Annotated in this window: 23 protein-coding genes; 21 read left to right on the top strand and 2 right to left on the bottom strand. The window is 38.1% G+C overall.

The genetic code is table 11. The features are described from left to right. Nucleotides 1-6: 6 nt before the first annotated feature. The 12 genes from alaS to MLOOGBEN_RS05315 all read left to right on the top strand — a co-directional run bounded on the left by alaS (nt 7) and on the right by MLOOGBEN_RS05315 (nt 11,962). Nucleotides 7-2,640 carry an alanine--tRNA ligase gene (gene alaS, locus MLOOGBEN_RS05370; protein ID WP_179157220.1) on the top strand — a complete coding sequence of 878 codons (2,634 nt, stop codon included), beginning with the start codon at nt 7-9 and terminating at the stop codon, nt 2,638-2,640. A 103-nt stretch (nt 2,641-2,743) separates the two neighbouring features. Further along, nucleotides 2,744-3,010 (top strand): IreB family regulatory phosphoprotein, encoded by a 267-nt coding sequence (locus tag MLOOGBEN_RS05365; RefSeq protein WP_095250076.1) that lies wholly within the window; start codon nt 2,744-2,746, stop codon nt 3,008-3,010. Nucleotides 3,011-3,013: 3 nt separating this feature from the next. Then, entirely contained in the window at nt 3,014-3,430 is a 417-nt protein-coding gene (gene ruvX / locus MLOOGBEN_RS05360) for a Holliday junction resolvase RuvX (RefSeq protein WP_179157219.1), read from the top strand. Nucleotides 3,431-3,442: 12 nt separating this feature from the next. Then, nucleotides 3,443-3,733, top strand: a complete 291-nt coding sequence (locus tag MLOOGBEN_RS05355; RefSeq protein ID WP_179157218.1) for a DUF1292 domain-containing protein — start codon at nt 3,443-3,445, stop codon at nt 3,731-3,733. A gap of 189 nt (nt 3,734-3,922) precedes the next feature. Further along, nucleotides 3,923-5,059 carry an endolytic transglycosylase MltG gene (gene mltG / locus MLOOGBEN_RS05350; RefSeq protein WP_179157217.1) on the top strand — a complete coding sequence of 379 codons (1,137 nt, stop codon included), beginning with the start codon at nt 3,923-3,925 and terminating at the stop codon, nt 5,057-5,059. 121 nt (nt 5,060-5,180) lie between these two features. After that, nucleotides 5,181-5,861 (top strand): O-methyltransferase, encoded by a 681-nt coding sequence (locus tag MLOOGBEN_RS05345; protein WP_256988891.1) that lies wholly within the window; start codon nt 5,181-5,183, stop codon nt 5,859-5,861. 6 nt (nt 5,862-5,867) lie between these two features. Next, nucleotides 5,868-6,797, top strand: coding sequence for a peptidase U32 family protein (locus MLOOGBEN_RS05340; RefSeq protein WP_179157216.1), 930 nt, complete (start codon nt 5,868-5,870; stop codon nt 6,795-6,797). A 17-nt stretch (nt 6,798-6,814) separates the two neighbouring features. Then, on the top strand, nt 6,815-8,086 hold the full coding sequence (locus tag MLOOGBEN_RS05335; RefSeq protein ID WP_179157215.1) for a peptidase U32 family protein: 1,272 nt from the start codon (nt 6,815-6,817) through the stop codon (nt 8,084-8,086). A gap of 1 nt (nt 8,087) precedes the next feature. Continuing rightward, entirely contained in the window at nt 8,088-8,723 is a 636-nt protein-coding gene (gene udk / locus MLOOGBEN_RS05330) for a uridine kinase (RefSeq protein ID WP_179157214.1), read from the top strand. Between the two features lie 161 nt (nt 8,724-8,884). Beyond that, nucleotides 8,885-9,361, top strand: a complete 477-nt coding sequence (gene greA / locus MLOOGBEN_RS05325) for a transcription elongation factor GreA (protein ID WP_179157213.1) — start codon at nt 8,885-8,887, stop codon at nt 9,359-9,361. A 66-nt stretch (nt 9,362-9,427) separates the two neighbouring features. Further along, nucleotides 9,428-11,188, top strand: a complete 1,761-nt coding sequence (locus tag MLOOGBEN_RS05320) for a peptidoglycan D,D-transpeptidase FtsI family protein (protein ID WP_179157212.1) — start codon at nt 9,428-9,430, stop codon at nt 11,186-11,188. 111 nt (nt 11,189-11,299) lie between these two features. Further along, nucleotides 11,300-11,962, top strand: a complete 663-nt coding sequence (locus MLOOGBEN_RS05315) for a YrrS family protein (RefSeq protein ID WP_179157211.1) — start codon at nt 11,300-11,302, stop codon at nt 11,960-11,962. Between the two features lie 30 nt (nt 11,963-11,992). Here the strand turns inward: MLOOGBEN_RS05315 and MLOOGBEN_RS05310 are convergent, their stop codons facing one another. Beyond that, nucleotides 11,993-12,199 carry a DUF2536 family protein gene (locus MLOOGBEN_RS05310; protein WP_179157210.1) on the bottom strand — a complete coding sequence of 69 codons (207 nt, stop codon included), beginning with the start codon at nt 12,197-12,199 and terminating at the stop codon, nt 11,993-11,995. A gap of 215 nt (nt 12,200-12,414) precedes the next feature. Between MLOOGBEN_RS05310 and mtnN the strand changes: the two genes are divergently transcribed. The 8 genes from mtnN to MLOOGBEN_RS05270 all read left to right on the top strand — a co-directional run bounded on the left by mtnN (nt 12,415) and on the right by MLOOGBEN_RS05270 (nt 17,839). Then, entirely contained in the window at nt 12,415-13,110 is a 696-nt protein-coding gene (gene mtnN, locus MLOOGBEN_RS05305) for a 5'-methylthioadenosine/S-adenosylhomocysteine nucleosidase (protein WP_179157330.1), read from the top strand. 125 nt (nt 13,111-13,235) lie between these two features. Then, complete coding sequence (locus tag MLOOGBEN_RS05300; protein WP_179157209.1) at nt 13,236-13,484, top strand: YrhC family protein; 249 nt, start codon at nt 13,236-13,238, stop codon at nt 13,482-13,484. A gap of 417 nt (nt 13,485-13,901) precedes the next feature. Continuing rightward, nucleotides 13,902-14,042 carry a YrzI family small protein gene (locus MLOOGBEN_RS05295; protein WP_179157208.1) on the top strand — a complete coding sequence of 47 codons (141 nt, stop codon included), beginning with the start codon at nt 13,902-13,904 and terminating at the stop codon, nt 14,040-14,042. Nucleotides 14,043-14,072: 30 nt separating this feature from the next. Continuing rightward, entirely contained in the window at nt 14,073-14,213 is a 141-nt protein-coding gene (locus MLOOGBEN_RS05290; protein ID WP_179157207.1) for a YrzI family small protein, read from the top strand. Between the two features lie 26 nt (nt 14,214-14,239). Further along, nucleotides 14,240-14,383, top strand: a complete 144-nt coding sequence (locus tag MLOOGBEN_RS05285; protein ID WP_179157206.1) for a YrzI family small protein — start codon at nt 14,240-14,242, stop codon at nt 14,381-14,383. A gap of 545 nt (nt 14,384-14,928) precedes the next feature. After that, nucleotides 14,929-15,645, top strand: a complete 717-nt coding sequence (gene sigK, locus MLOOGBEN_RS05280; RefSeq protein WP_179157205.1) for an RNA polymerase sporulation sigma factor SigK — start codon at nt 14,929-14,931, stop codon at nt 15,643-15,645. A gap of 113 nt (nt 15,646-15,758) precedes the next feature. Then, a complete protein-coding gene (locus MLOOGBEN_RS05275) occupies nt 15,759-15,920 on the top strand; it encodes a hypothetical protein (protein WP_179157204.1) in 162 nt (53 codons plus the stop codon). A gap of 119 nt (nt 15,921-16,039) precedes the next feature. After that, a complete protein-coding gene (locus MLOOGBEN_RS05270; protein ID WP_179157203.1) occupies nt 16,040-17,839 on the top strand; it encodes a M3 family oligoendopeptidase in 1,800 nt (599 codons plus the stop codon). A gap of 39 nt (nt 17,840-17,878) precedes the next feature. On the opposite strand, the gene pssA is transcribed toward MLOOGBEN_RS05270, so the two are convergent. Further along, nucleotides 17,879-18,418 (bottom strand): CDP-diacylglycerol--serine O-phosphatidyltransferase, encoded by a 540-nt coding sequence (gene pssA, locus MLOOGBEN_RS05265; RefSeq protein WP_179157202.1) that lies wholly within the window; start codon nt 18,416-18,418, stop codon nt 17,879-17,881. Nucleotides 18,419-18,552: 134 nt separating this feature from the next. On the opposite strand from pssA, the gene MLOOGBEN_RS05260 reads away from it, so the two are divergent. Beyond that, a complete protein-coding gene (locus MLOOGBEN_RS05260; RefSeq protein WP_179157201.1) occupies nt 18,553-19,353 on the top strand; it encodes a phosphatidylserine decarboxylase in 801 nt (266 codons plus the stop codon). Nucleotides 19,354-19,376 lie beyond the last annotated feature (23 nt).

The following is a 19,376-nucleotide window of genomic DNA, read 5'->3' as shown; positions in this document are numbered from 1 at the left end:
AAAAATATGAAATACTTGACTGGTTCAGAAATTCGTAAAATGTATTTAGATTTTTTCCAGGAGAAAGGGCATACTGTTGAACCCAGTGCGTCGCTTGTTCCTCATGAAGATCCAACATTATTATGGATTAATAGTGGTGTTGCCACATTAAAAAAATACTTCGATGGCCGTGTTATTCCAGCAAATCCAAGGATTACAAATGCTCAAAAATCTATCCGCACCAACGACATCGAAAACGTTGGGAAAACTGCACGTCATCATACTTTTTTCGAAATGCTTGGTAACTTTTCCATTGGCGAATATTTCAAAGAAGAAGCTATTGAGTGGGCATGGGAGTTTTTAACAGATAAAAAATGGATTGGCTGGGATCCGGAACTTCTTTCTGTTACGATTCATCCAGAGGACCATGAAGCATTTGAACTTTGGAATAAAAAAATTGGTATACCTGAGGAGCGAATCATTCGTCTTGAAGGGAACTTCTGGGATATTGGTGAAGGTCCAAGTGGCCCGAATACCGAGATCTTTTATGACCGCGGTCCAGAGTATGGAGATGACCCAACAGATCCCGAATTATATCCAGGCGGCGAGAATGAACGCTATCTTGAGGTTTGGAATCTGGTATTTTCTCAGTTTAATCATAATCCGGACGGTACGTATACTCCGCTGCCAAAGAAAAACATTGATACAGGCATGGGCCTAGAAAGAATGGCTTCTGTTGTCCAAAATGTACCAACTAACTTTGATACTGATTTGTTTATCCCCATTATCAGAGCAACCGAAGAGATTTCTGGTGTGAAATATGGCGAGGATAAAGAAAAGGATACTGCGTTTAAAGTAGTTGCCGACCACATTCGTACAGTTGCCTTTGCTGTAGGTGATGGGGCATTGCCATCAAATGAGGGACGAGGATATGTATTACGACGCTTACTTCGCCGAGCAGTTCGATATGCAAAACAAATTAATATCAATCGTCCTTTTATGTATGAACTTGTACCAGTAGTAGGGGAAATCATGGATGATTTCTACCCAGAGGTAAAAGACAAGACTGATTTTATTCAGAAAGTGATTAAAAATGAAGAAGAACGCTTCCATGAAACCTTGCATGAAGGCTTATCTATACTTGGCAATGTAATCAAAAAAGAAAAGGAAAAAGGAAGCGATTTGGTTTCTGGAAGTGATATTTTCCGACTCTATGACACCTATGGTTTTCCAGTTGAATTAACCGAAGAGTATGCAGAAGAAGAGGGAATGAAAGTAGACCACGCTGGTTTTGAAACAGAAATGGAATTACAGCGAGAGCGTGCTCGTGCTGCTCGCCAGGATGTCGATAGTATGCAGGTTCAAGGCGGTGTACTTGGAGACATTAAGGTAGAAAGTGAATTTATTGGATATGACCAGCTTCAAACAAGCTCTACGGTTGTGGCAATCATTAAAAATGGTGAATTGATTGAAGAAGCATTCAGTGGGGACGAGGTTCAATTAATTCTTGATGTAACACCATTCTATGCAGAAAGCGGCGGGCAGATTGCAGACCGTGGAATGATTTATGCAGAAGGTGTTGCTGTCGCTGTTAAGGACGTACAAAAAGCGCCAAATGGTCAAAATCTTCATAAAGCTGTGGTAGAGTCAGGTATATTAAAGACTGATGCAAAAGTGACAGCAAGCGTAAATCAAGATAATCGCGTGCAAATTATCAAAAATCATACGGCTACCCACTTGCTTCATCAAGCATTAAAGGATGTACTTGGAACGCATGTAAACCAAGCAGGTTCACTAGTAGAACCAGACCGTCTCCGTTTTGATTTCTCACACTTTGGTCAAGTGAAACCAGAGGAACTAGAGGAAATTGAGAAAATCGTTAACGAGCAAATTTGGAAAAATATCGAAGTAAATATTAGTCTCAAACCGATTGCTGAAGCAAAAGAAATGGGTGCAATGGCTCTTTTCGGTGAAAAGTATGGTGATATCGTACGTGTTGTTAAAGTGGGCGATTATAGCTTAGAGCTTTGCGGCGGCTGTCATGTACCGAACACATCTGTAATAGGGCTATTTAAAATCGTTTCTGAAGGCGGAATTGGTGCAGGTACAAGGAGAATTGAAGCCGTTACAGGTGAGTCGGCATACCAATTGATGAATGATCAAGTGAGTTTATTAAAGGATGCAGCTGATAAGTTGAAAACCAATCCTAAAGAAGTCGTTAATCGAATTGAAGTCTTAATGGCTGAAATCAAACAGCTTCAGCGTGAAAATGAATCACTTTCTGCTAAATTAGGAAATATCGAAGCTGGCAGCCTTGTATCGAAAGCAAAGGTCATTGATGGTGTAACGGTATTGGCTGCAAAGGTTCAAGCATCTGATATGAACAACTTGCGTAATATGGCAGATGATTTGAAGCAAAAAGTCGGATCAGCTGTAATCCTTCTTGGAAGTGTAAATGAAGGAAAAGTTAATTTAATCGCTGCTGTCACAAAGGATTTAATTGACAAGGGATACCATGCGGGTAAATTAATCAAAGAAGTTGCCACACGCTGCGGCGGGGGAGGCGGCGGCCGACCTGATATGGCGCAAGCTGGCGGAAAAGATCCAGAAAAACTAGACTCTGCCCTGCAATTCGTAGACGAATGGGTGAAATCAATTTGATAATGAGACAAAGTAGTGTAAAATGAAGGTAACTAAACTAATTTATGGCAGAGCCAAGGTACAAGTTAGTTATCTCCTCTACTAAAAATGCGAGGTGCAAGTGATGAGCTCATTTGATAAAACGATGAGATTTAATTTTCCTGAAGAGCCTTTTGAACATGACGTTAATGATGTTCTTCTTCAAGTTTATGAGGCCTTACAGGAAAAGGGGTATAACCCAATTAATCAAATCGTCGGATATTTACTTTCCGGGGATCCTGCCTACATTCCCCGTCATCGGGATGCTAGGAATATCATTCGTAAACTTGAACGGGATGAGATTATTGAGGAATTGGTTAAATCCTATTTAAATCAACGACGTGAGGGTTAAGAAATGCGGATTATGGGATTAGATGTAGGCTCTAAGACAGTTGGGATTGCTATTAGTGATGAGCTTGGCTGGACTGCACAGGGCCTCAAAACCCTCAAAATCGACGAGGAAAAAAATAAGTTTGGTTTTGAAGAAATTGGTCAATTAATAAAAGAGTATGGAATCAGTCAAGTTGTTATTGGGCTGCCAAAGAATATGAATGGTTCCATTGGACCTCGTGGTGAAGCCAGTAAGCGATACGCAGAGGAAATTGAAAATCAATTTTCAGTTTCAACCATTTTATGGGACGAGCGTTTAACGACAATGGCAGCAGAACGGGTTTTACTTGAAGCGGATGTCAGCCGTAAAAAGCGTAAAAAAGTTATTGATAAAATGGCAGCCATGATGATCTTACAAGGCTATCTTGATAGCAAAAATTAATGAGGTGAAGATATGGAACACGGAGAAAATCAAATTACAATTGTAGATGAAAAAGGAAACGAACAACTATGTGAAGTACTTTTTACATTTGAATCAGAGGATTTTGGCAAGTCATATGTCTTGTTTCAACAAGTAGGCGGAGCGGAAGACGATGAAGAGGGTCCCGAGATTCATGCCTATGCCTTCAATCCTAATGATGAAGATGGCGAAGGTGAATTAATTCCCATTGAAACCGAAGAAGAATGGGACATGGTAGAAGAAATGCTTAATACCTTCTACGACGAACAAGAAGACGAAGAATAATACTTTAGAAAGCGGTCCTGATGAGGGATCGCTTTTTTTTGATGTATAGTGAAAGCGTTTCATAACTTCATCAAAAATTGACATTTTTCGCATAGTATGCTGAAATAATATCTGATACGCTATTCCTTATTGAGAAAAAAAGAGTTTGAAAGATATATGTTTCACTGGCTATATGGGAGGGGCAATTAGATGTCAACAGAAGAGACAAACTCGAAAAAAGAGGTAATTCGAAAGAAAATGCTTGAGCACCAAAGCGAAGCAAGAATCGTTCGTAGAATTGTTTTAATTATTTCAATCTTAGCTGTTTTTATCCTCGTCTTCATCGGTGGAGGAGGTTATCTCTACATCAAGTCGGCACTGCAGCCGGTTGACAAAGATAGTAAAGTACAAAAAACGGTAGAAATCCCAATAGGATCATCGGTAACGGGAATATCAGAGAAATTAGAAGCAAATGGAATCATTAAAAACGCTAAAGTCTTTAAATACTATGTTAAATTTAAAAATGAAGCAGGTTTTATGGCCGGAGAATATGAACTGAGTCCGTCAATGGAGATACCAGAAATTATTAATCGCCTCAAAACCGGGAAAATATTGCAAAAGGCTGCTTTCCAGCTAACGATACCAGAAGGTAAACAGTTAAAGGAAATCGCCCAAATTATTGCGAAAACAGTAAATTTACCGGAAGAAGAAGTGTTTAATCAAATAAACGATCGAACCTTCATCCAAAAAATGATGGGGAAATATCCTGATTTATTAACAACAGATATACTGAACCCTAATATTAAATATCCGCTTGAGGGCTATTTGTTTCCGGCAACTTATCCATTCTACAAGCCAAATCCAACTGTAGAAGAAATAGTCGTTACGATGCTCGACCAGACTAAAAAAGTGATATCACCGTATTTAGCAGAACTTAGTGAAGAAGAATTTACGGCACACCAGTTGTTGACCATGTCTTCCTTAATTGAAGAAGAGGCAACGCAAAAAGCTGATCGTAAAGATATCTCGAGTGTGTTTTATAATAGAATCGAACAAGAGATGCCTTTGCAAACAGATCCAACAGTTCTTTACGCGCAAGGTAAACACAAGGAAAGAGTCTTATACGAGGATTTAGAAGTAGATTCACCTTATAATACTTATAAACATAAGGGACTTCCACCTGGTCCTATTGCAAATGCAGGTAAAGATTCAATTGAAGCAGCTATTAACCCATCTGAAACGAAGTATTTATATTTCCTTGCTACACCAGGAGGGGATGTTATTTTTACCAATACTTTAGATGAACATAATGCTGCAAAAGCAGAGCATATTACCAATAATAATTAATTAAGACACTAGGGGGGAATGGTTTTCTTTCCTCCTTGTTTGTGTTAAAATAGTTCAAGTGTTTTATGAGCAGATAATAGCGTTTCTTAGAACGCTATTTTTTCATGTCTAAAGAGCAGTAATGTGGCAAGAATGCTTTAAAGAGGCAGGTGATGGCAGTTTGTTAAATGATAAACTGCATTCTTATATTGAGGAACTGATTCCAGGACGTGAACTATTGTTTATCGAAATGGAAAATTATGCATTAGAAAATAAGGTACCAATTATGGAGCTTGTAGGAATTGAAGCTTTACTTCAACTTTTAAGAATTCAAAACTCTAAAAAAGTTCTTGAGGTAGGTACTGCAATTGGTTATTCTGCCTTACGAATGGCCGTGGCTCTGCCAAATGCGTGCATTGTTACGATAGAAAGAGATTTAGAAAGAATACAGGCTGCAGAAGATTATATAGGTCGTTCGCAGCATGGAAAACAGATTATATTGATTAAAGGTGATGCCCTTGAGGTTGAGGAGCGTGTCCGTGAACAAGCCCCATACGACACCATTTTTGTGGATGCTGCAAAAGGTCAATATCAAAAATTTTTTGAGATGTATTCCAAATACTTAAAAGATGATGGCATCATCATCACAGATAATGTTTTATTTAAAGGCCTTGTTACACAATCAGAGATTGAATCAAAAAGGATTCGTAATCTTGTCAGGAAAATAGATAACTTCAATCACTGGCTGATGAATCACCCTGATTATCATACAGTCATTCTCCCTGTTGGTGATGGGATTGCTATTAGTAAAAAGAAGAGGTGACTAAAGATGAAAAGAACGGAATTATTAGTTACTCCACTGTCAGTTAACGATATATTGCCACTGGCTGAAGCTGGTGCCGATGCGTTTGTTGTTGGAGAACAAAGATATGGACTACGGTTAGCAGGTGAATTTAACCGAGAACAGGTAAAGCAGGCAATAGAATTAGCACATTCTAAAGAGAAAAAAGTCTATGTTGCCATGAATGCTATTTTTCATAACGAAAAAATGGATGAATTAAGTGATTATATTAAATTTGCAGCTGAAGCAAATGCTGATGCTATTATTTTCGGTGATCCTGCTGTCTTAATGACTGCACGTGAAGCAGCCCCTGAGATGAAGCTGCATTGGAGTACGGAAACTCTTGGAACAAATTGGTTTTCATGTAACTATTGGGGTGAAAAAGGGGCAAAAAGAGCAGTCCTAGCACGTGAAATTAATATGGACTCCATTGTAGAAATCAAAGAAAACGCTGAGATTGAAATAGAAGTACAGGTACATGGCATGAGCTGTATGTTTCAATCAAAACGTTCACTTCTTGGTAATTATTATGAGTACCAAGGAAAAGTAATGGAAATCGAAAACCGTAAAATGGAAAAAAACATGTTCATACATGATAAAGAAAGAGAAAATAAATATCCGATTTTCGAGGACGAGAATGGAACTCACATTATGAGTCCTAATGATATTTGTATCATAGATGAGCTGCAGGAATTGCTTGAAGCCGGTGTAGATTCCTTTAAAATTGATGGAATCTTAAAGTCTTCCGACTATCTTATTTCAGTAACAAAGGCATATCGTGAAGCGATTGACTTATTTTTTGAGGACCCAGATCAATACGACGATAAAAAAGACGAGCTTTTAGAAGCTATTGAGGCTGTGCAGCCAGCTAATCGAAAACTAGATACTGGATTCTTTTTCAAGGAGACAGTCTACTAAAAAGGAGGAGTTCATTCGTGAATACAGTTAAGGATAGTATTTCTGAAATCATCGATGGAAAACGTGTGATTGTGAAAAAACCAGAACTCCTAGCGCCGGCAGGAAATCTTGAAAAGTTAAAAATTGCTGTTCAATATGGAGCGGATGCCGTATTTATTGGCGGTCAGGAATATGGTCTACGTTCAAACGCTGATAACTTTACATTTGAAGAAATGAAAGAGGGCGTAGAATTTGCCAAAAAATTCGGGGCTAGAATTTACGTAACAACCAATATTTTTGCTCACAATGAGAATATTGATGGATTAGAAGACTATATCCTTGGGTTAAAGGAAACAGGAATAGCAGGGATTATCGTTGCAGACCCATTAATTATTGAAACTTGCCGCAGGCTGGCACCGGAAATTGAAATTCACATCAGCACGCAGCAATCCATTTCAAACTGGAAAACAGCTCAGTTCTGGAAAGAAAGCGGTGCAGAGCGCGTTGTTTTAGCACGTGAAACGAGTGCAGAAGAAATAAGAGAAATGAAAGAAAAAGTCGATGTCGAAATTGAGATCTTTATCCATGGTGCAATGTGTATTGCTTATTCTGGACGTTGTACATTAAGTAATCACATGACCGCAAGGGATTCAAACCGAGGAGGCTGCTGTCAGTCCTGCCGTTGGGATTATGATTTATATCAACTAGAAGGCAGTACAGATGAAGTTCCTCTTTATGGTGAGAATGACGCACCCTTTGCCATGAGCCCTAAGGACCTTAACCTGATTCAAGCGATTCCTCAAATGATTGAGCTTGGAATTGATAGCTTAAAAATTGAAGGCCGAATGAAGTCGATTCACTATATTGCGACGGTAGTCAGCGTGTATCGAAAAGTTATTGACGCTTATTGTGCCGACCCTGACCATTTCGTCATTAAGCGTGAGTGGCTAGAGGAACTGGACAAATGTGCGAATCGTGAAACAGCTCCTGCATTTTTTGAAGGAGTTCCGGGGTATAAAGAGCAAATGTTTGGTAATCATAGCAACAAGACAAAGTTTGAATTTGTCGGTTTAGTACTGAGTTATAACGAAGAAAGTCAAATCGTTACACTGCAGCAGCGAAACCACTTTAAACCGGGGCAGGAAGTTGAATTCTTTGGACCGGAAATTCAAAACTTTACACATGTGATTGATAAAATTTGGGATGAAAAAGGTAATGAACTGGATGCAGCAAGACATCCACTTCAAATTGTACAATTTAAATTGGACAAACCGGTTTACCCTAACAACATGATGCGAAAGGAGAACTAGGTTGATGCGCAAACCGGTTGTTATTGGTGTTGCCGGAGGGTCCGGCTCAGGAAAAACAAGTGTAACTAAGGCAGTCTATGAAAGCTTTAAAGGTCATTCCATAACTATGCTTCAACAGGATTATTATTATAAAGACCAAAGTGATGTACCCTTTCCGGAACGGTTAAAGACGAATTACGACCATCCACTGGCTTTTGACAATGATTTGCTTATCGCGCATATTGAAAAGCTGTTACGATATGAGCCAATTCAGAAACCAGTCTATGATTATTCGCTTCATACCCGATCAAAAGAAATTATTGAAGTTGAACCGAAAGATGTTATTATTTTAGAAGGTATACTTGTTCTTGAAGATGAGCGTTTGAGAAATCTGATGGACATCAAGTTATATGTTGATACCGATGCAGATATTCGAATTATTCGAAGGTTATCACGCGATATTAAAGAGCGCGGACGAACATTGGATTCTGTGATCGATCAATATACCAATGTTGTCCGTCCAATGCACAACCAATTTATTGAACCGACAAAGAGATATGCGGATGTCATTATCCCTGAAGGCGGTCAAAATCATGTAGCGATTGATTTAATGGTCACAAAAATTCAAACAATTCTTGAACAAAAGTCATTTTTATGAAACAATAGCCTAAAGATTAGGTTAAAATGAATCCATATTGGATAAATACAAGCTGCGCGCCCTTTAATGAGGACGCGCTCCTATGTATTTATGTAATACCTACATAACATTATCAAACACAATCTATGGGGGATTGTGAAGACTAGAAGGAGTGAGAAGTTTTGGCGATCGAAAAAGTATTTCCAATGACACAGGCGGGTAAAGACAAACTTATCCAGGAGCTTGAACATTTAAAATCTGTAAAGCGTAAAGAAGTTGTTGAAAGAATTAAAATTGCAAGAAGTTTCGGGGATTTATCTGAAAACTCTGAATACGATTCTGCAAAAGAAGAACAAGCATTTGTAGAAGGTCGGATTACAACTTTAGAAAATATGATTCGCAACGCTAAGATTATTGAAGAAGGCGACATGGCTAGTGATTCTGTTACATTAGGCAGATCTGTTACATTTGTAGAACTTCCCAATGGTGATGAAGAAACTTATACCATCGTGGGCAGTGCAGAGGCAGATCCGTTTGAAGGAAAAATTTCAAACGATTCTCCAATAGCGAAAAGCCTAATCGGCAAAAAAGTAGGCGATCAAGTATCCGTTCAAACACCAGGCGGTGAAATGAGCGTCCGTATTGTCTCTATTAGTTAATTGATTTTTTTAACTTTATGTTTGAAATGGGAACACCTCGTCAAAACTTTTGACGAGGTGTTTTTTATGATACGTAGACGAATTAAAGGTTTACTCGTTCTTTGTATAGCTGGGCTATTAATCCTCACTGGGCGATTAATTCAGATTCAGTTGGTTCAAACGGAGTCCTTTTCAAAGCACAATGTAAATCTATTGGAAGAAAGTGTAAAGCAAAGAACGCAGGAACTAGTCATCGATAACGGGCGTGGTAATTTTCTAGATCGGAATGGAGAGTTGCTAACCCATAAAAAAGTATCTGTTCTTGTTCTCTTTCCTTTTTTAAATAATATGGATTGGGATATAGAAGCAGTATCAACTATTTCTGGTATTTCAGAATATAGTTTGAAAAATGCCTTAAAGGATGCAAATAAACCTTTTGCATATGGAGAACCACAGCCTATGGAATTAACACCTTCGCAAATGGAAAAAATTAACAAGCTTGAAATACCGGGTGTATTTGCCATTGAAAAGAAATTTGAACGCACCGAAATACTCGCGGCGCAATTAATTGGTTTAACGGGGGAAAACGCCGAAGAATTAAAAAAGCGCTATTCAAATAAGGATCTCTCTGAGAAGACACTTATAGGTGTTTCTGGTCTTGAAGAAAGTTTTGATGAATTTTTACTTCCAGAAGGAAAGTCCAAACTTGTTTATCACGTAGATGGTGACGGGGCACCGTTATTCGGAATTAATGTAAAGTATGTTGATCCAGCTAATCCTTTTTACCCAGTAAATGTTCGAACAACGATTGATAAAGAGCTGCAGCAGAAATCGGAGGAATTAGTAGACCAGCATGCAATAAAAAATGGCGGGTTAGTGCTCCTTGATATTGAAAGCAATAGTGTCCTAGCATCGGTTTCGCGACCAGCTATCAATCAAAGTGATCCTTATAGCGGCTCTGGGATTACGAATCGAATGCTAAAGCAAGAAATAATGGGCTCAATCTTTAAAACCGTGGTGGCAGCTGCCGCCATTGATCAAAGTCTGGATGACCCAACAAGGCTATTTGATTGTAGTAAAAAAATTAATGGTGATCCGGAAAGCAAATATAATTATGGAATGCTCTCTTTTACGGATAGCTTTGCAAGAAGCTGTAACCGGACCTTTGGCGAGCTGGCAAAGGAACTTCAAAAAATAGATAAAAATATGTTGGAGGATTATGCTGAGAAATTGTCGTTAACAGGTACAGTAGGCTGGCAGGGTGAAGTTTACCATACCGATAATTTTAAACAACTTGTCGATGAAGATAAAGGCAGGGTGTTTTTAACTGAAGAGGCTAAGAAAGATCAAAACTATGCTGCCATGTCAGGGATTGGTCAGCATGAGGTTCGGGCAACGCCGCTGGCCATAGCCAATATGATGGCTACGATCGCAAGAGGTGGTAAAAAAGAAATGGTGAGTACCGCTTCGAAAATTGAGTATAAAAATGGGACGACGATGGTTACCTTTGATAATAAAGCGTTATCTGGCGATACTATTTCACCTTATACGGCAATGAAGCTTCAGAAATTATTAAGAGAAGTTGTTGTAAATCCGAATGGAACTGGGAAATGGTTTCTAGACCTTCCCTATGAGGTTGCAGGGAAGTCAGGAACCGCGGAGACAGGGAAATATGAGAATGAAAAGCAGTTGCATAACAAGTGGTTTGCAGGCTATTTTCCTTATCAAAATCCCAAATACGCGCTTGTCGCTGTTAATCTAGATGTTCTAGATACAGAAGGCGGTGTAAATTTATTATTTGCCGATATGGTAAAAATGTTATATGAATATGACAAAGGATTACAATAGTATTAACTTAAGGGAAAATCCTTCAAGTTCTTTTCAATTCATGTTAGAATGTTGACAGCCATAATAATTGTTTAGCGGCGCTTTCGCTTTTCTATTTGGAGGGATTTTTGTATGAGTAACGATTTCCAATCTGGCTCACGTTCTGGTTATCGGGCTAAAAGGAAGAAAACGAACATTATCTTGAATAGTCTAATTGTCATTGTGCTAGCACTCATTTTCTTTGTAGCCTATACGATCTTTTTATCAGGTGACGATAAAGCAGCTCCTGAAAAGGAAAATACAAAAACAGCAAATCAAGCCTCAGAAAAAGAGGATAAAGATACTGAAAAAAATGACGCTGCTCAGGAAACTGAGGAAGATACTGATACTGAAGAAGGTACGGATGAAGAAAGTGAAGAAGCTGCAGCGCCTGAACAGGAAGATGATTCACAAGCAGTTATAACAGAAGGCGATGGAACTACCAATGTAGTTAGAACCATCGAGAACCCTGCTTGGAAGCCTGTAGGTACCGTGCAAACAGGTGAACATACCCCAGTTTATGATGAATCACATGTTGATTGGCAGGAAATGCTAAAGGCTATTTCATATGCAACAGGCCTTGAAGAAAGTAATATGACTTTATATTGGTTAGGTCGGGATAAAACAACAGGTGCTGGATCATTCAGTACCGTGGCCTCTAAAGACAAACAGCTAAAATACAATGTTTACCTTGAATGGGTAGATGGCGAAGGCTGGAAACCTGTAAAGGTTGAAGAGCTTTCTGTAATTCAATAGAAACATAAAAAATAGGATGGGCTTTCCATCCTATTTTTTGCGTTTAAAGTGAACGACTGCGGTAAAATATGTCTGACCCTTTTCGTTAGCAAACATTTGATGAGAGACTGAATGAACTCCTAATAATATCGCTTTGTTTTCCTCGATTTTTACTTCGATTTTTTTTTCCAATACTTTAAGATCTGTTGCATCAAAGAATTCTACTTTATCCTCAATAAAATCAAGTTGGAAATTCATCATTTTGACCACCCTTTCCCTATGTACATTCTAGTTAATTCCTGCTGGTGAATCAATGAAATAATACCAACTTCCCAGAAAGGATAGTGAGGTTTTAACCTCTCATATTGGAAGATTTCTGTCGAATGATGGTAGAATAGTGTTTGCGGATATGATAGTTCAATCCGAGGAAGATTATTATGAAAGAAGTAAAACAAAAAGAAAGAGGTTTAAATATGAAAATCGCCATAATTGGAGCAATGGAAGAAGAAGTCAAGCTGTTAAGGGATAATATTGACGGACAAACTCAGGAAACAGTTGCAGGATGTGAGTTTACTTTTGGCCAAATGAAAGGAGCAGAAGTGATATTACTGCGTTCTGGAATTGGCAAAGTAAATGCCGCTATGTCAACAACCATTTTGCTTGAAAAATATAAGCCAGATTACATCATTAATACAGGCTCTGCAGGCGGCTTTAATCCTGATTTAAATGTTGGTGATGCCGTTATCTCTACGGAAGTACGTCATCATGATGTGGATGTAACAGCCTTCGGTTATGAATATGGTCAGGTGCCACAGCTTCCAGCAGCTTTTACAGCAGATGAAAAGCTAGTACAAATAGCTGAAAATGCTGCAAAGGAACTAGATAAATTTCAAGTGGCGAAAGGGCTGATTGTTACTGGGGATTCATTTATGGAAGATCCAGAGCGTGTTAAATTTGTCCAATCAAAATTCGATAAATTGCAGGCGGTTGAAATGGAAGCTGCAGCGATTGCACAAGTGGCACATCGTTTTGGTGTACCTTTCGTCATCATTCGCTCCCTATCTGATATTGCAGGGAAGGAATCAGAAATCTCCTTTGATCAATTTATTGACACAGCAGCAACCCATTCCGCTACGTTGGTCATGAAAATAGTCGCTGCAATAGGGTAGACTGTTCATAGAAGAGTCCGGTGGAAAAATCGGACTTTTTGTTTTTCTAAAATTTACATACTCTTTTAGGCTGTTTTTTATGTTAAAGTAGCTTAGTAGATTTTAAGAAAAGCAGGTGACCAACAGTGGACAAACAAACAAAAAGTCTTTTTGAAAAAATGGTGGATTTTAAACAATTTGCTGTCGTATTACTCGCTGTCGGTGTATTTTTCTTTTTAGGCGTAATTATTCCATCAGACTCTAAGAGTGAGATGGATGTAAATATAATGATGATCTCCTCTATGTCCTTTTTAGCGATTTCGATTTTACTTTTTATTCAATCGAAACAGTGCCAGCTTAAACTTATGGATATGGAAGACGGCAACCAGAGATAAACGTTCCCTAGGGACGTTTATTTTTTTTTGAATAAACCAGGCAATTTAACTATTTATTAAAAAGTTTCAAAAAAATGGTTTACAAAGGGTATGTTGATGGATATAATTACCGTAGTTAGTAAAAAATTCCGAAGGAGGTCGAAGAAAATGATGAAGAAGTTAATGGTTGCTTTCACTGGTAATGCTATTTGGATGACAACTGCATATGTAAATAATTTGCATTCGACCGACAGGAATGGATTGCTTAACTAATTTTTTAGTTACCTAACATATCCATGCCGCAGGGAGAGTGCTGCCCTGCGGTATTTTTGTGCCTAAAATTTTGGCCGCAAGGGAGTAATTTCTTGCGGCCTTTTTGTGTTCATTAAATGGATATTACTTACAAATTTGGTCGTAAAGGGAAGAGAGGTGATAGTTATGACACTAAATATATTTTTTATCTCGATTACATTAAAAAAACGTAAAGAAAGTCTACAAGAAGCAACTCGAAATGAAATGGTTGAAAAACTTTTTGAGCAAAACAAGGAACGTCAATTGTCAGTTTATCATTTACTATAAATTAACCCTAAAAAAAGGAAGTGTATTTAAATGACTCTTAATATATTGTTTTTTTCGATTACAGTTAAGAAACGTGAAGAAAGTCTGCAAGAAGCAATTCAAAATGAAATGGTTGAAAAATTATATGATCAGCACAAAGACCGTCAAGCTACTGCTTATCATTTAATGTAATAAACCCTTTATGGGAGGTGATAGTCATGACCTTAAATATTTTATTCTTATCCATTACCATCAATAAACGTGAGATCAGTATCGAAGAAGCAGCACACCAAGAACAAATTAAGAAAATATATGAAGCAACGAAGGATCGTCAGATATCCGTTCATCGCATTATGTATTAAGGCTATAAATGACAAAAAAGAAAGGTGGGTTTACAATGATATATTTAATTCAAAAACGCGGAGCAAGCTTATGGAGTATGAAAGATACCACCTAGTAGCCTATTAAGGAGGTAGTTGAAAAATGCCGGTGCATACCTTTTTATTGTTTCTTTTCGTGAAAGCAAAGAAGAAAAATAAAAAATGAAATCATATAACTGATTAACGATAAATGTTTGTTAACAAAATGTTCATATCCCCTTAAGTTAGATACTGTGAAAATGTGATAAATTCGAAGTAGATAAAAGGATCTATCTTAAGGGGTGGAGAATATGTTCATGATCGTGATGGCTTTGGTCATAACTGCGGCGATTGGTTGTGTAATTACAGCGGAGCTAAGTGTAGAATAACAAGAAGCATTGACCCTTTTCAAAGGTCAGTGCTTTTTTTTGTAGTGTGATAAAAGCCTTTATTTTCAAATAAAATCTTTTGGACAGACACAATCACCCAGTTTATAACATAGGAATTAGTTATAGGCAAAGCCCAAAAAAGCACGGGGGTGGATGTGCATGGCAGGGATTCTCACAGCACTTGGTTATCTCATAAAGGAATTTTTATTTCTTGTCTCTTATGTTAAAAACAATGCTTTTCCGCAGCCCCTATCTGCTGCAGATGAAAGGAAATATTTACGATTGATGGCGGAAGGGGACTCACATGCTCGTAATATGTTAATTGAACATAATTTACGGCTTGTAGCACATATTGTAAAAAAGTTTGAAAATACTGGTGAGGATGCAGAGGATCTAATCTCAATAGGAACAATTGGTTTAATAAAAGCCATTGAGAGCTATTCCGAAGGGAAAGGAACAAAGCTTGCGACGTATGCAGCACGTTGTATTGAAAACGAAATCCTCATGCATCTTCGAGCACTGAAGAAGACAAAAAAGGATGTCTCTTTGCACGACCCAATTGGACAGGATAAAGAAGGAAATGAAATCTCTCTCATTGATGTACTCAAATCGGAATCAGAAGACGTTATTGATACCATTCAGTTGAACATGGAGCTCGAAAAAATCCGGAAATATATTGATGTCCTGGACGACAGAGAAAAAGAAGTCATTGTTGGCCGTTTTGGCCTTGACCTACAAAAGGAAAAAACCCAGCGAGAAATTGCGAAGGAATTGGGGATTTCAAGAAGCTATGTCTCTAGGATTGAAAAACGAGCCCTAATGAAAATGTTCCATGAATTTTATCGTGCTGAAAAAGAGCGAAAGAAAAAGAACTAAGGAACAGAGCCGGAACCTTTCCGACTCTGTTTTTTTAATTAAAACGGCAGTTGCCTATACATAAAAGTATACAGGCACATAACCTAGTATTAAAAGGGAAAGGGGGTATTTACGTGTCATATGGCTACCCAAATCCATGTTGTTACCCAGCCCCTTATCCAGTTTATCCTGTTCCTTATTCAACTGGAGGAGGCGGATGGTACGCACTCTTCATCGTGTTATTAATACTGGTCCTAATCTTTGGCGGCTGGTGGTATTATACAACCTGCTGTTAAGAGGGATAAATGCTTGTGCACTCCTTGCACAAGCAATTTTTTATGCTAAAAGGCAAATAATAGAGTTTTTCAGATAATATATTTATAATGGTAAGGTACATAGACAAGGGGGTAATTGGATGACAGCCACTACATATTCAGATGTTTGGAATCTTGAAGTACTTTTTAAAGGTGGGAGCGATTCTACTGAACTAGCGGACCACTTAAAGGTAACAAAGGAATTAATTGTGCTATTTGAAACAAAAGTAAAAACCTGGTCCCCGCTCAATACAGCTGAGGATAAGATTTTTTTAAAAGAGCTATTATCAGACTTTGAAAGCGCTGGCAAAAAGCTTCGTCAGGCAGCGGCATTTGTGGGATGCCTTCAAGCACAAAATACTGATGATAAAAAGGCTTACACACTTGAGGCAACCGTAACAGAGTTTAGCGCTGCTTTTCAATCCGCACTTGGTGCATTTGACAACTTATTATCATCCATCAATGATGAAGTTTGGGCACTAGTGTTGGAAGATGATTACCTGCAAGAATTGACGTTTTCACTTTCTGAACGCCGCGAACGAGCAAAAGAAAAGCTTTCCATTGAAGAAGAATCGCTAATTAGTTCACTAGGTGTGGATGGTTACCATAGCTGGGGACAATTGTATGATCTCATTGTTAGTAAAATAAAGGTTCCTGTTGAGGAAAATGGTGAGGTAAAACAGCTATCTGTTGGGCAGGCATCAAATAGATTTGCTAGCTCCGAAAGAGAAGTCCGTAAAGCAGTCTTTAAAAGCTGGGAAAATTCTTGGAATGAACAAAGTGATTACTTAGCGAAAACATTAAATCATCTATCTGGGTTCCGTTTAAATGTTTATAAAAAACGTGGTTGGGATGATGTATTAAAAGAACCATTAAGTATTAATCGAATGAAAAAAGAAACATTAGAAACCATGTGGGCAGTCATTTCTGAAAATAAACAGCCCCTTGTTGAATATATGAATCGTAAAGCGAAACTCTTAGGTATTGAAAAATTAAGTTGGTTTGATTTAGATGCTCCCTATGGAAAAACAGAGTCAAAGGTTTCTTACCAAGAGGGTGCAGAATTTATTGAGCAGAACTTTGGCCAATTTGGTGAAAAAATGTCAGCTTATGCTAAGATGGCATTTGAGAATCAATGGATTGAAGCCGAAGACCGTCCTGGAAAAGCACCTGGTGGTTTCTGTACAGGATTCCCGGAAAGTGAAGAATCTCGAATTTTTATGACGTATTCTGGCACACCTTCCAATGTTTCCACTCTCGCACATGAACTAGGGCATGGCTTTCACTCCTATGCAATGAAAGGAGTCCATTATCTTAATCGCGGATTCGCCATGAATGTTGCAGAAACCGCTTCCACTTTTGCGGAAATGATTGTGGCAGATGCAGCTGTGAAAAATGCTAAGGATGAAGAAGAAAAGCTCTCCCTGCTAGATGATAAAATCCAGAGAACGGTTGCTCTGCTGATGAACATCCACGCTCGCTTTCTATTCGAAACTCGTTTTTATGAGGAGAGAAAACGGGGACCAGTATCAGTTGAAACTTTAAATGAACTGATGGAAGGAGCACAAAAGGAAGCTTATTGTGAGGCTTTAGACGAATATCATCCATTATTTTGGGCATCCAAGCTTCATTTCTTTATCACTGGAGTACCGTTTTATAACTTCCCCTATACATTTGGCTATTTATTCTCACTTGGCATATATGCGCAGGCACTTGAGGAAGGTAAAGGCTATGAAGAAAAGTATATTGCCTTATTAAGAGATACCGCTTCCATGACTGTTGAAGATTTAGCAGCTAAACATTTACAAGTTGATTTAGATCAAAAAGATTTCTGGGAAAAGGCAGTCAAAATCTGTATTGATGATATTGAAGAGTTCCTTGATTTAACGGAAAATAAATAAAAAATAGAGCCCAGCAGATACCTGCTGGGCTTTTCTTTGTTACATCTTTCTAAGTTTAAATGGGCTTACCATTAGGAATGATAAAATGATGATGATGAATAAAAACGTCTGAGCGGGCAGGTACGGGATAGCTAAAAAGCTTAATGTTGCCAAGCACCCAGCTGCTGTAATCGGAAGACCAGTAAAATAGCCATTACTTTCCGTGATATTAAAGCGAGCCAATCTAAAGGCACCACAGCCGATATAGAATACGGCGAAGAAGGATCCAGGTCCCCCAAATTCATTTAAGATTCCTTGATATAGTAATAGTGCAGGCGCCACTCCAAATGATATAATATCACTCATGGAATCTAATTGTTTGCCCAGCTCTGATTCAATATTAAATTTTCTAGCGGCCATGCCATCAAAACGGTCGGCTAATGCAGCGATAAAAATTAGTAATAAACTTAATCGTAAATTTCCTTCCATGGCGAAAATAATTGCAAATCCACCAAAAGATAAATTGGTTAACGTAATAACATTTGCAGTTTGGGACTTAAGCTTCTTAATTGTAGAATCAAAAACGTCTAATAAAAACATTTTGCTCCACCACTCCTTTTCAACAAGCCGGAAGAGAACTTTAATTTTTTTTGTTTGTTTATCTATTATATTTAATATTAAGCTTTTTAAGAAGTTTCGTAAAGAGTACTTTTACACTTTTTGGGGGTCATGTAATGTTTAAGCACGTATATCGACTAATGATAGAACTTACCAATGGGAAGTGGACATCGGTCATATTACAGGGTTTTGCCCGTTCTAGGATCAGCAGATTTGTTGTCCCATCGTTTGCGAAGATTTATAAATTAAATCAGGAAGAAATGGAAAGGTCGCTGCATGAGTATCCGACACTTCATGATTTATTTATTAGGACACTACGAAAAGAAGCTAGAAAAATTGATACAAATGAAAACTCGGTGGTCAGCCCTGTAGACGCAGTTATTGAGGATGTCGGTTCTATCAATCAAACAAGTGAAATGGTTGTCAAGGGTAAGACTTATTCCATACAAGAAATGTTAGGCAGTCAGGAAACAGTAAATAAATATTTACAGGGTACTTATATGATTCTATATTTAAGTCCAAGTCATTACCATCGGATCCATAGCCCTATAGAGGGTACCATTGTTAAACAGTGGACACTTGGCTCAAAATCATATCCTGTTAATAAAATGGGCTTAAAATATGGTGTTAGAACTTTAGCAAAAAACTATCGTATGATTACAGAAGTGAAAACAGCAAGTGGCCATATTGCTATCGTGAAAGTGGGAGCCATGTTTGTCAATTCCATTGAAAAGACGCATAAAGGAATGACACTTCAAAAAGGCGAGGAAATGGCCTATTTTAGTTTCGGGTCTACTGTTGTAATGTTATTCCAAAAAGAAACTTTTCAACTAGATCCTTCTATTCATACACCTAAGGACATTAGGATTGGCGAGAAACTTGGAGTCATGGCAACCCAAAATGGCGGCGCTAAATAGTGCCGTTGATTTTTTTTCAAAAG

The organism is Bacillus sp. EB106-08-02-XG196, assembly GCF_013396335.1.
GTDB lineage: Bacteria > Bacillota > Bacilli > Bacillales > Cytobacillaceae > Neobacillus.
Note: the sequence above shows the minus strand (reverse complement) of the source record. Positions and strands in the feature narration are given on the sequence as shown.

Bases quoted from the DNA above. Each gene is read 5' to 3' on its own strand.
- mltG (WP_179157217.1), top strand. From the start codon at position 3,923: ATGTCAACAGAAGAGACAAACTCGAAAAAAGAGGTAATTCGAAAGAAA.
- MLOOGBEN_RS05310 (WP_179157210.1), bottom strand. From the start codon at position 12,199: ATGAATTTCCAACTTGATTTTATTGAGGATAAAGTAGAATTCTTTGAT.
- MLOOGBEN_RS05270 (WP_179157203.1), top strand. From the start codon at position 16,040: ATGACAGCCACTACATATTCAGATGTTTGGAATCTTGAAGTACTTTTT.
- MLOOGBEN_RS05365 (WP_095250076.1), top strand. From the start codon at position 2,744: ATGAGCTCATTTGATAAAACGATGAGATTTAATTTTCCTGAAGAGCCT.
- MLOOGBEN_RS05320 (WP_179157212.1), top strand. From the start codon at position 9,428: ATGATACGTAGACGAATTAAAGGTTTACTCGTTCTTTGTATAGCTGGG.
- pssA (WP_179157202.1), bottom strand. From the start codon at position 18,418: ATGTTTTTATTAGACGTTTTTGATTCTACAATTAAGAAGCTTAAGTCC.
- MLOOGBEN_RS05285 (WP_179157206.1), top strand. From the start codon at position 14,240: ATGACCTTAAATATTTTATTCTTATCCATTACCATCAATAAACGTGAG.
- MLOOGBEN_RS05315 (WP_179157211.1), top strand. From the start codon at position 11,300: ATGAGTAACGATTTCCAATCTGGCTCACGTTCTGGTTATCGGGCTAAA.
- sigK (WP_179157205.1), top strand. From the start codon at position 14,929: ATGGCAGGGATTCTCACAGCACTTGGTTATCTCATAAAGGAATTTTTA.
- MLOOGBEN_RS05340 (WP_179157216.1), top strand. From the start codon at position 5,868: ATGAAAAGAACGGAATTATTAGTTACTCCACTGTCAGTTAACGATATA.
- MLOOGBEN_RS05290 (WP_179157207.1), top strand. From the start codon at position 14,073: ATGACTCTTAATATATTGTTTTTTTCGATTACAGTTAAGAAACGTGAA.
- mtnN (WP_179157330.1), top strand. From the start codon at position 12,415: ATGAAAATCGCCATAATTGGAGCAATGGAAGAAGAAGTCAAGCTGTTA.
- ruvX (WP_179157219.1), top strand. From the start codon at position 3,014: ATGCGGATTATGGGATTAGATGTAGGCTCTAAGACAGTTGGGATTGCT.
- MLOOGBEN_RS05355 (WP_179157218.1), top strand. From the start codon at position 3,443: ATGGAACACGGAGAAAATCAAATTACAATTGTAGATGAAAAAGGAAAC.
- MLOOGBEN_RS05260 (WP_179157201.1), top strand. From the start codon at position 18,553: ATGTTTAAGCACGTATATCGACTAATGATAGAACTTACCAATGGGAAG.
- MLOOGBEN_RS05295 (WP_179157208.1), top strand. From the start codon at position 13,902: ATGACACTAAATATATTTTTTATCTCGATTACATTAAAAAAACGTAAA.
- MLOOGBEN_RS05345 (WP_256988891.1), top strand. From the start codon at position 5,181: ATGTGGCAAGAATGCTTTAAAGAGGCAGGTGATGGCAGTTTGTTAAAT.
- alaS (WP_179157220.1), top strand. From the start codon at position 7: ATGAAATACTTGACTGGTTCAGAAATTCGTAAAATGTATTTAGATTTT.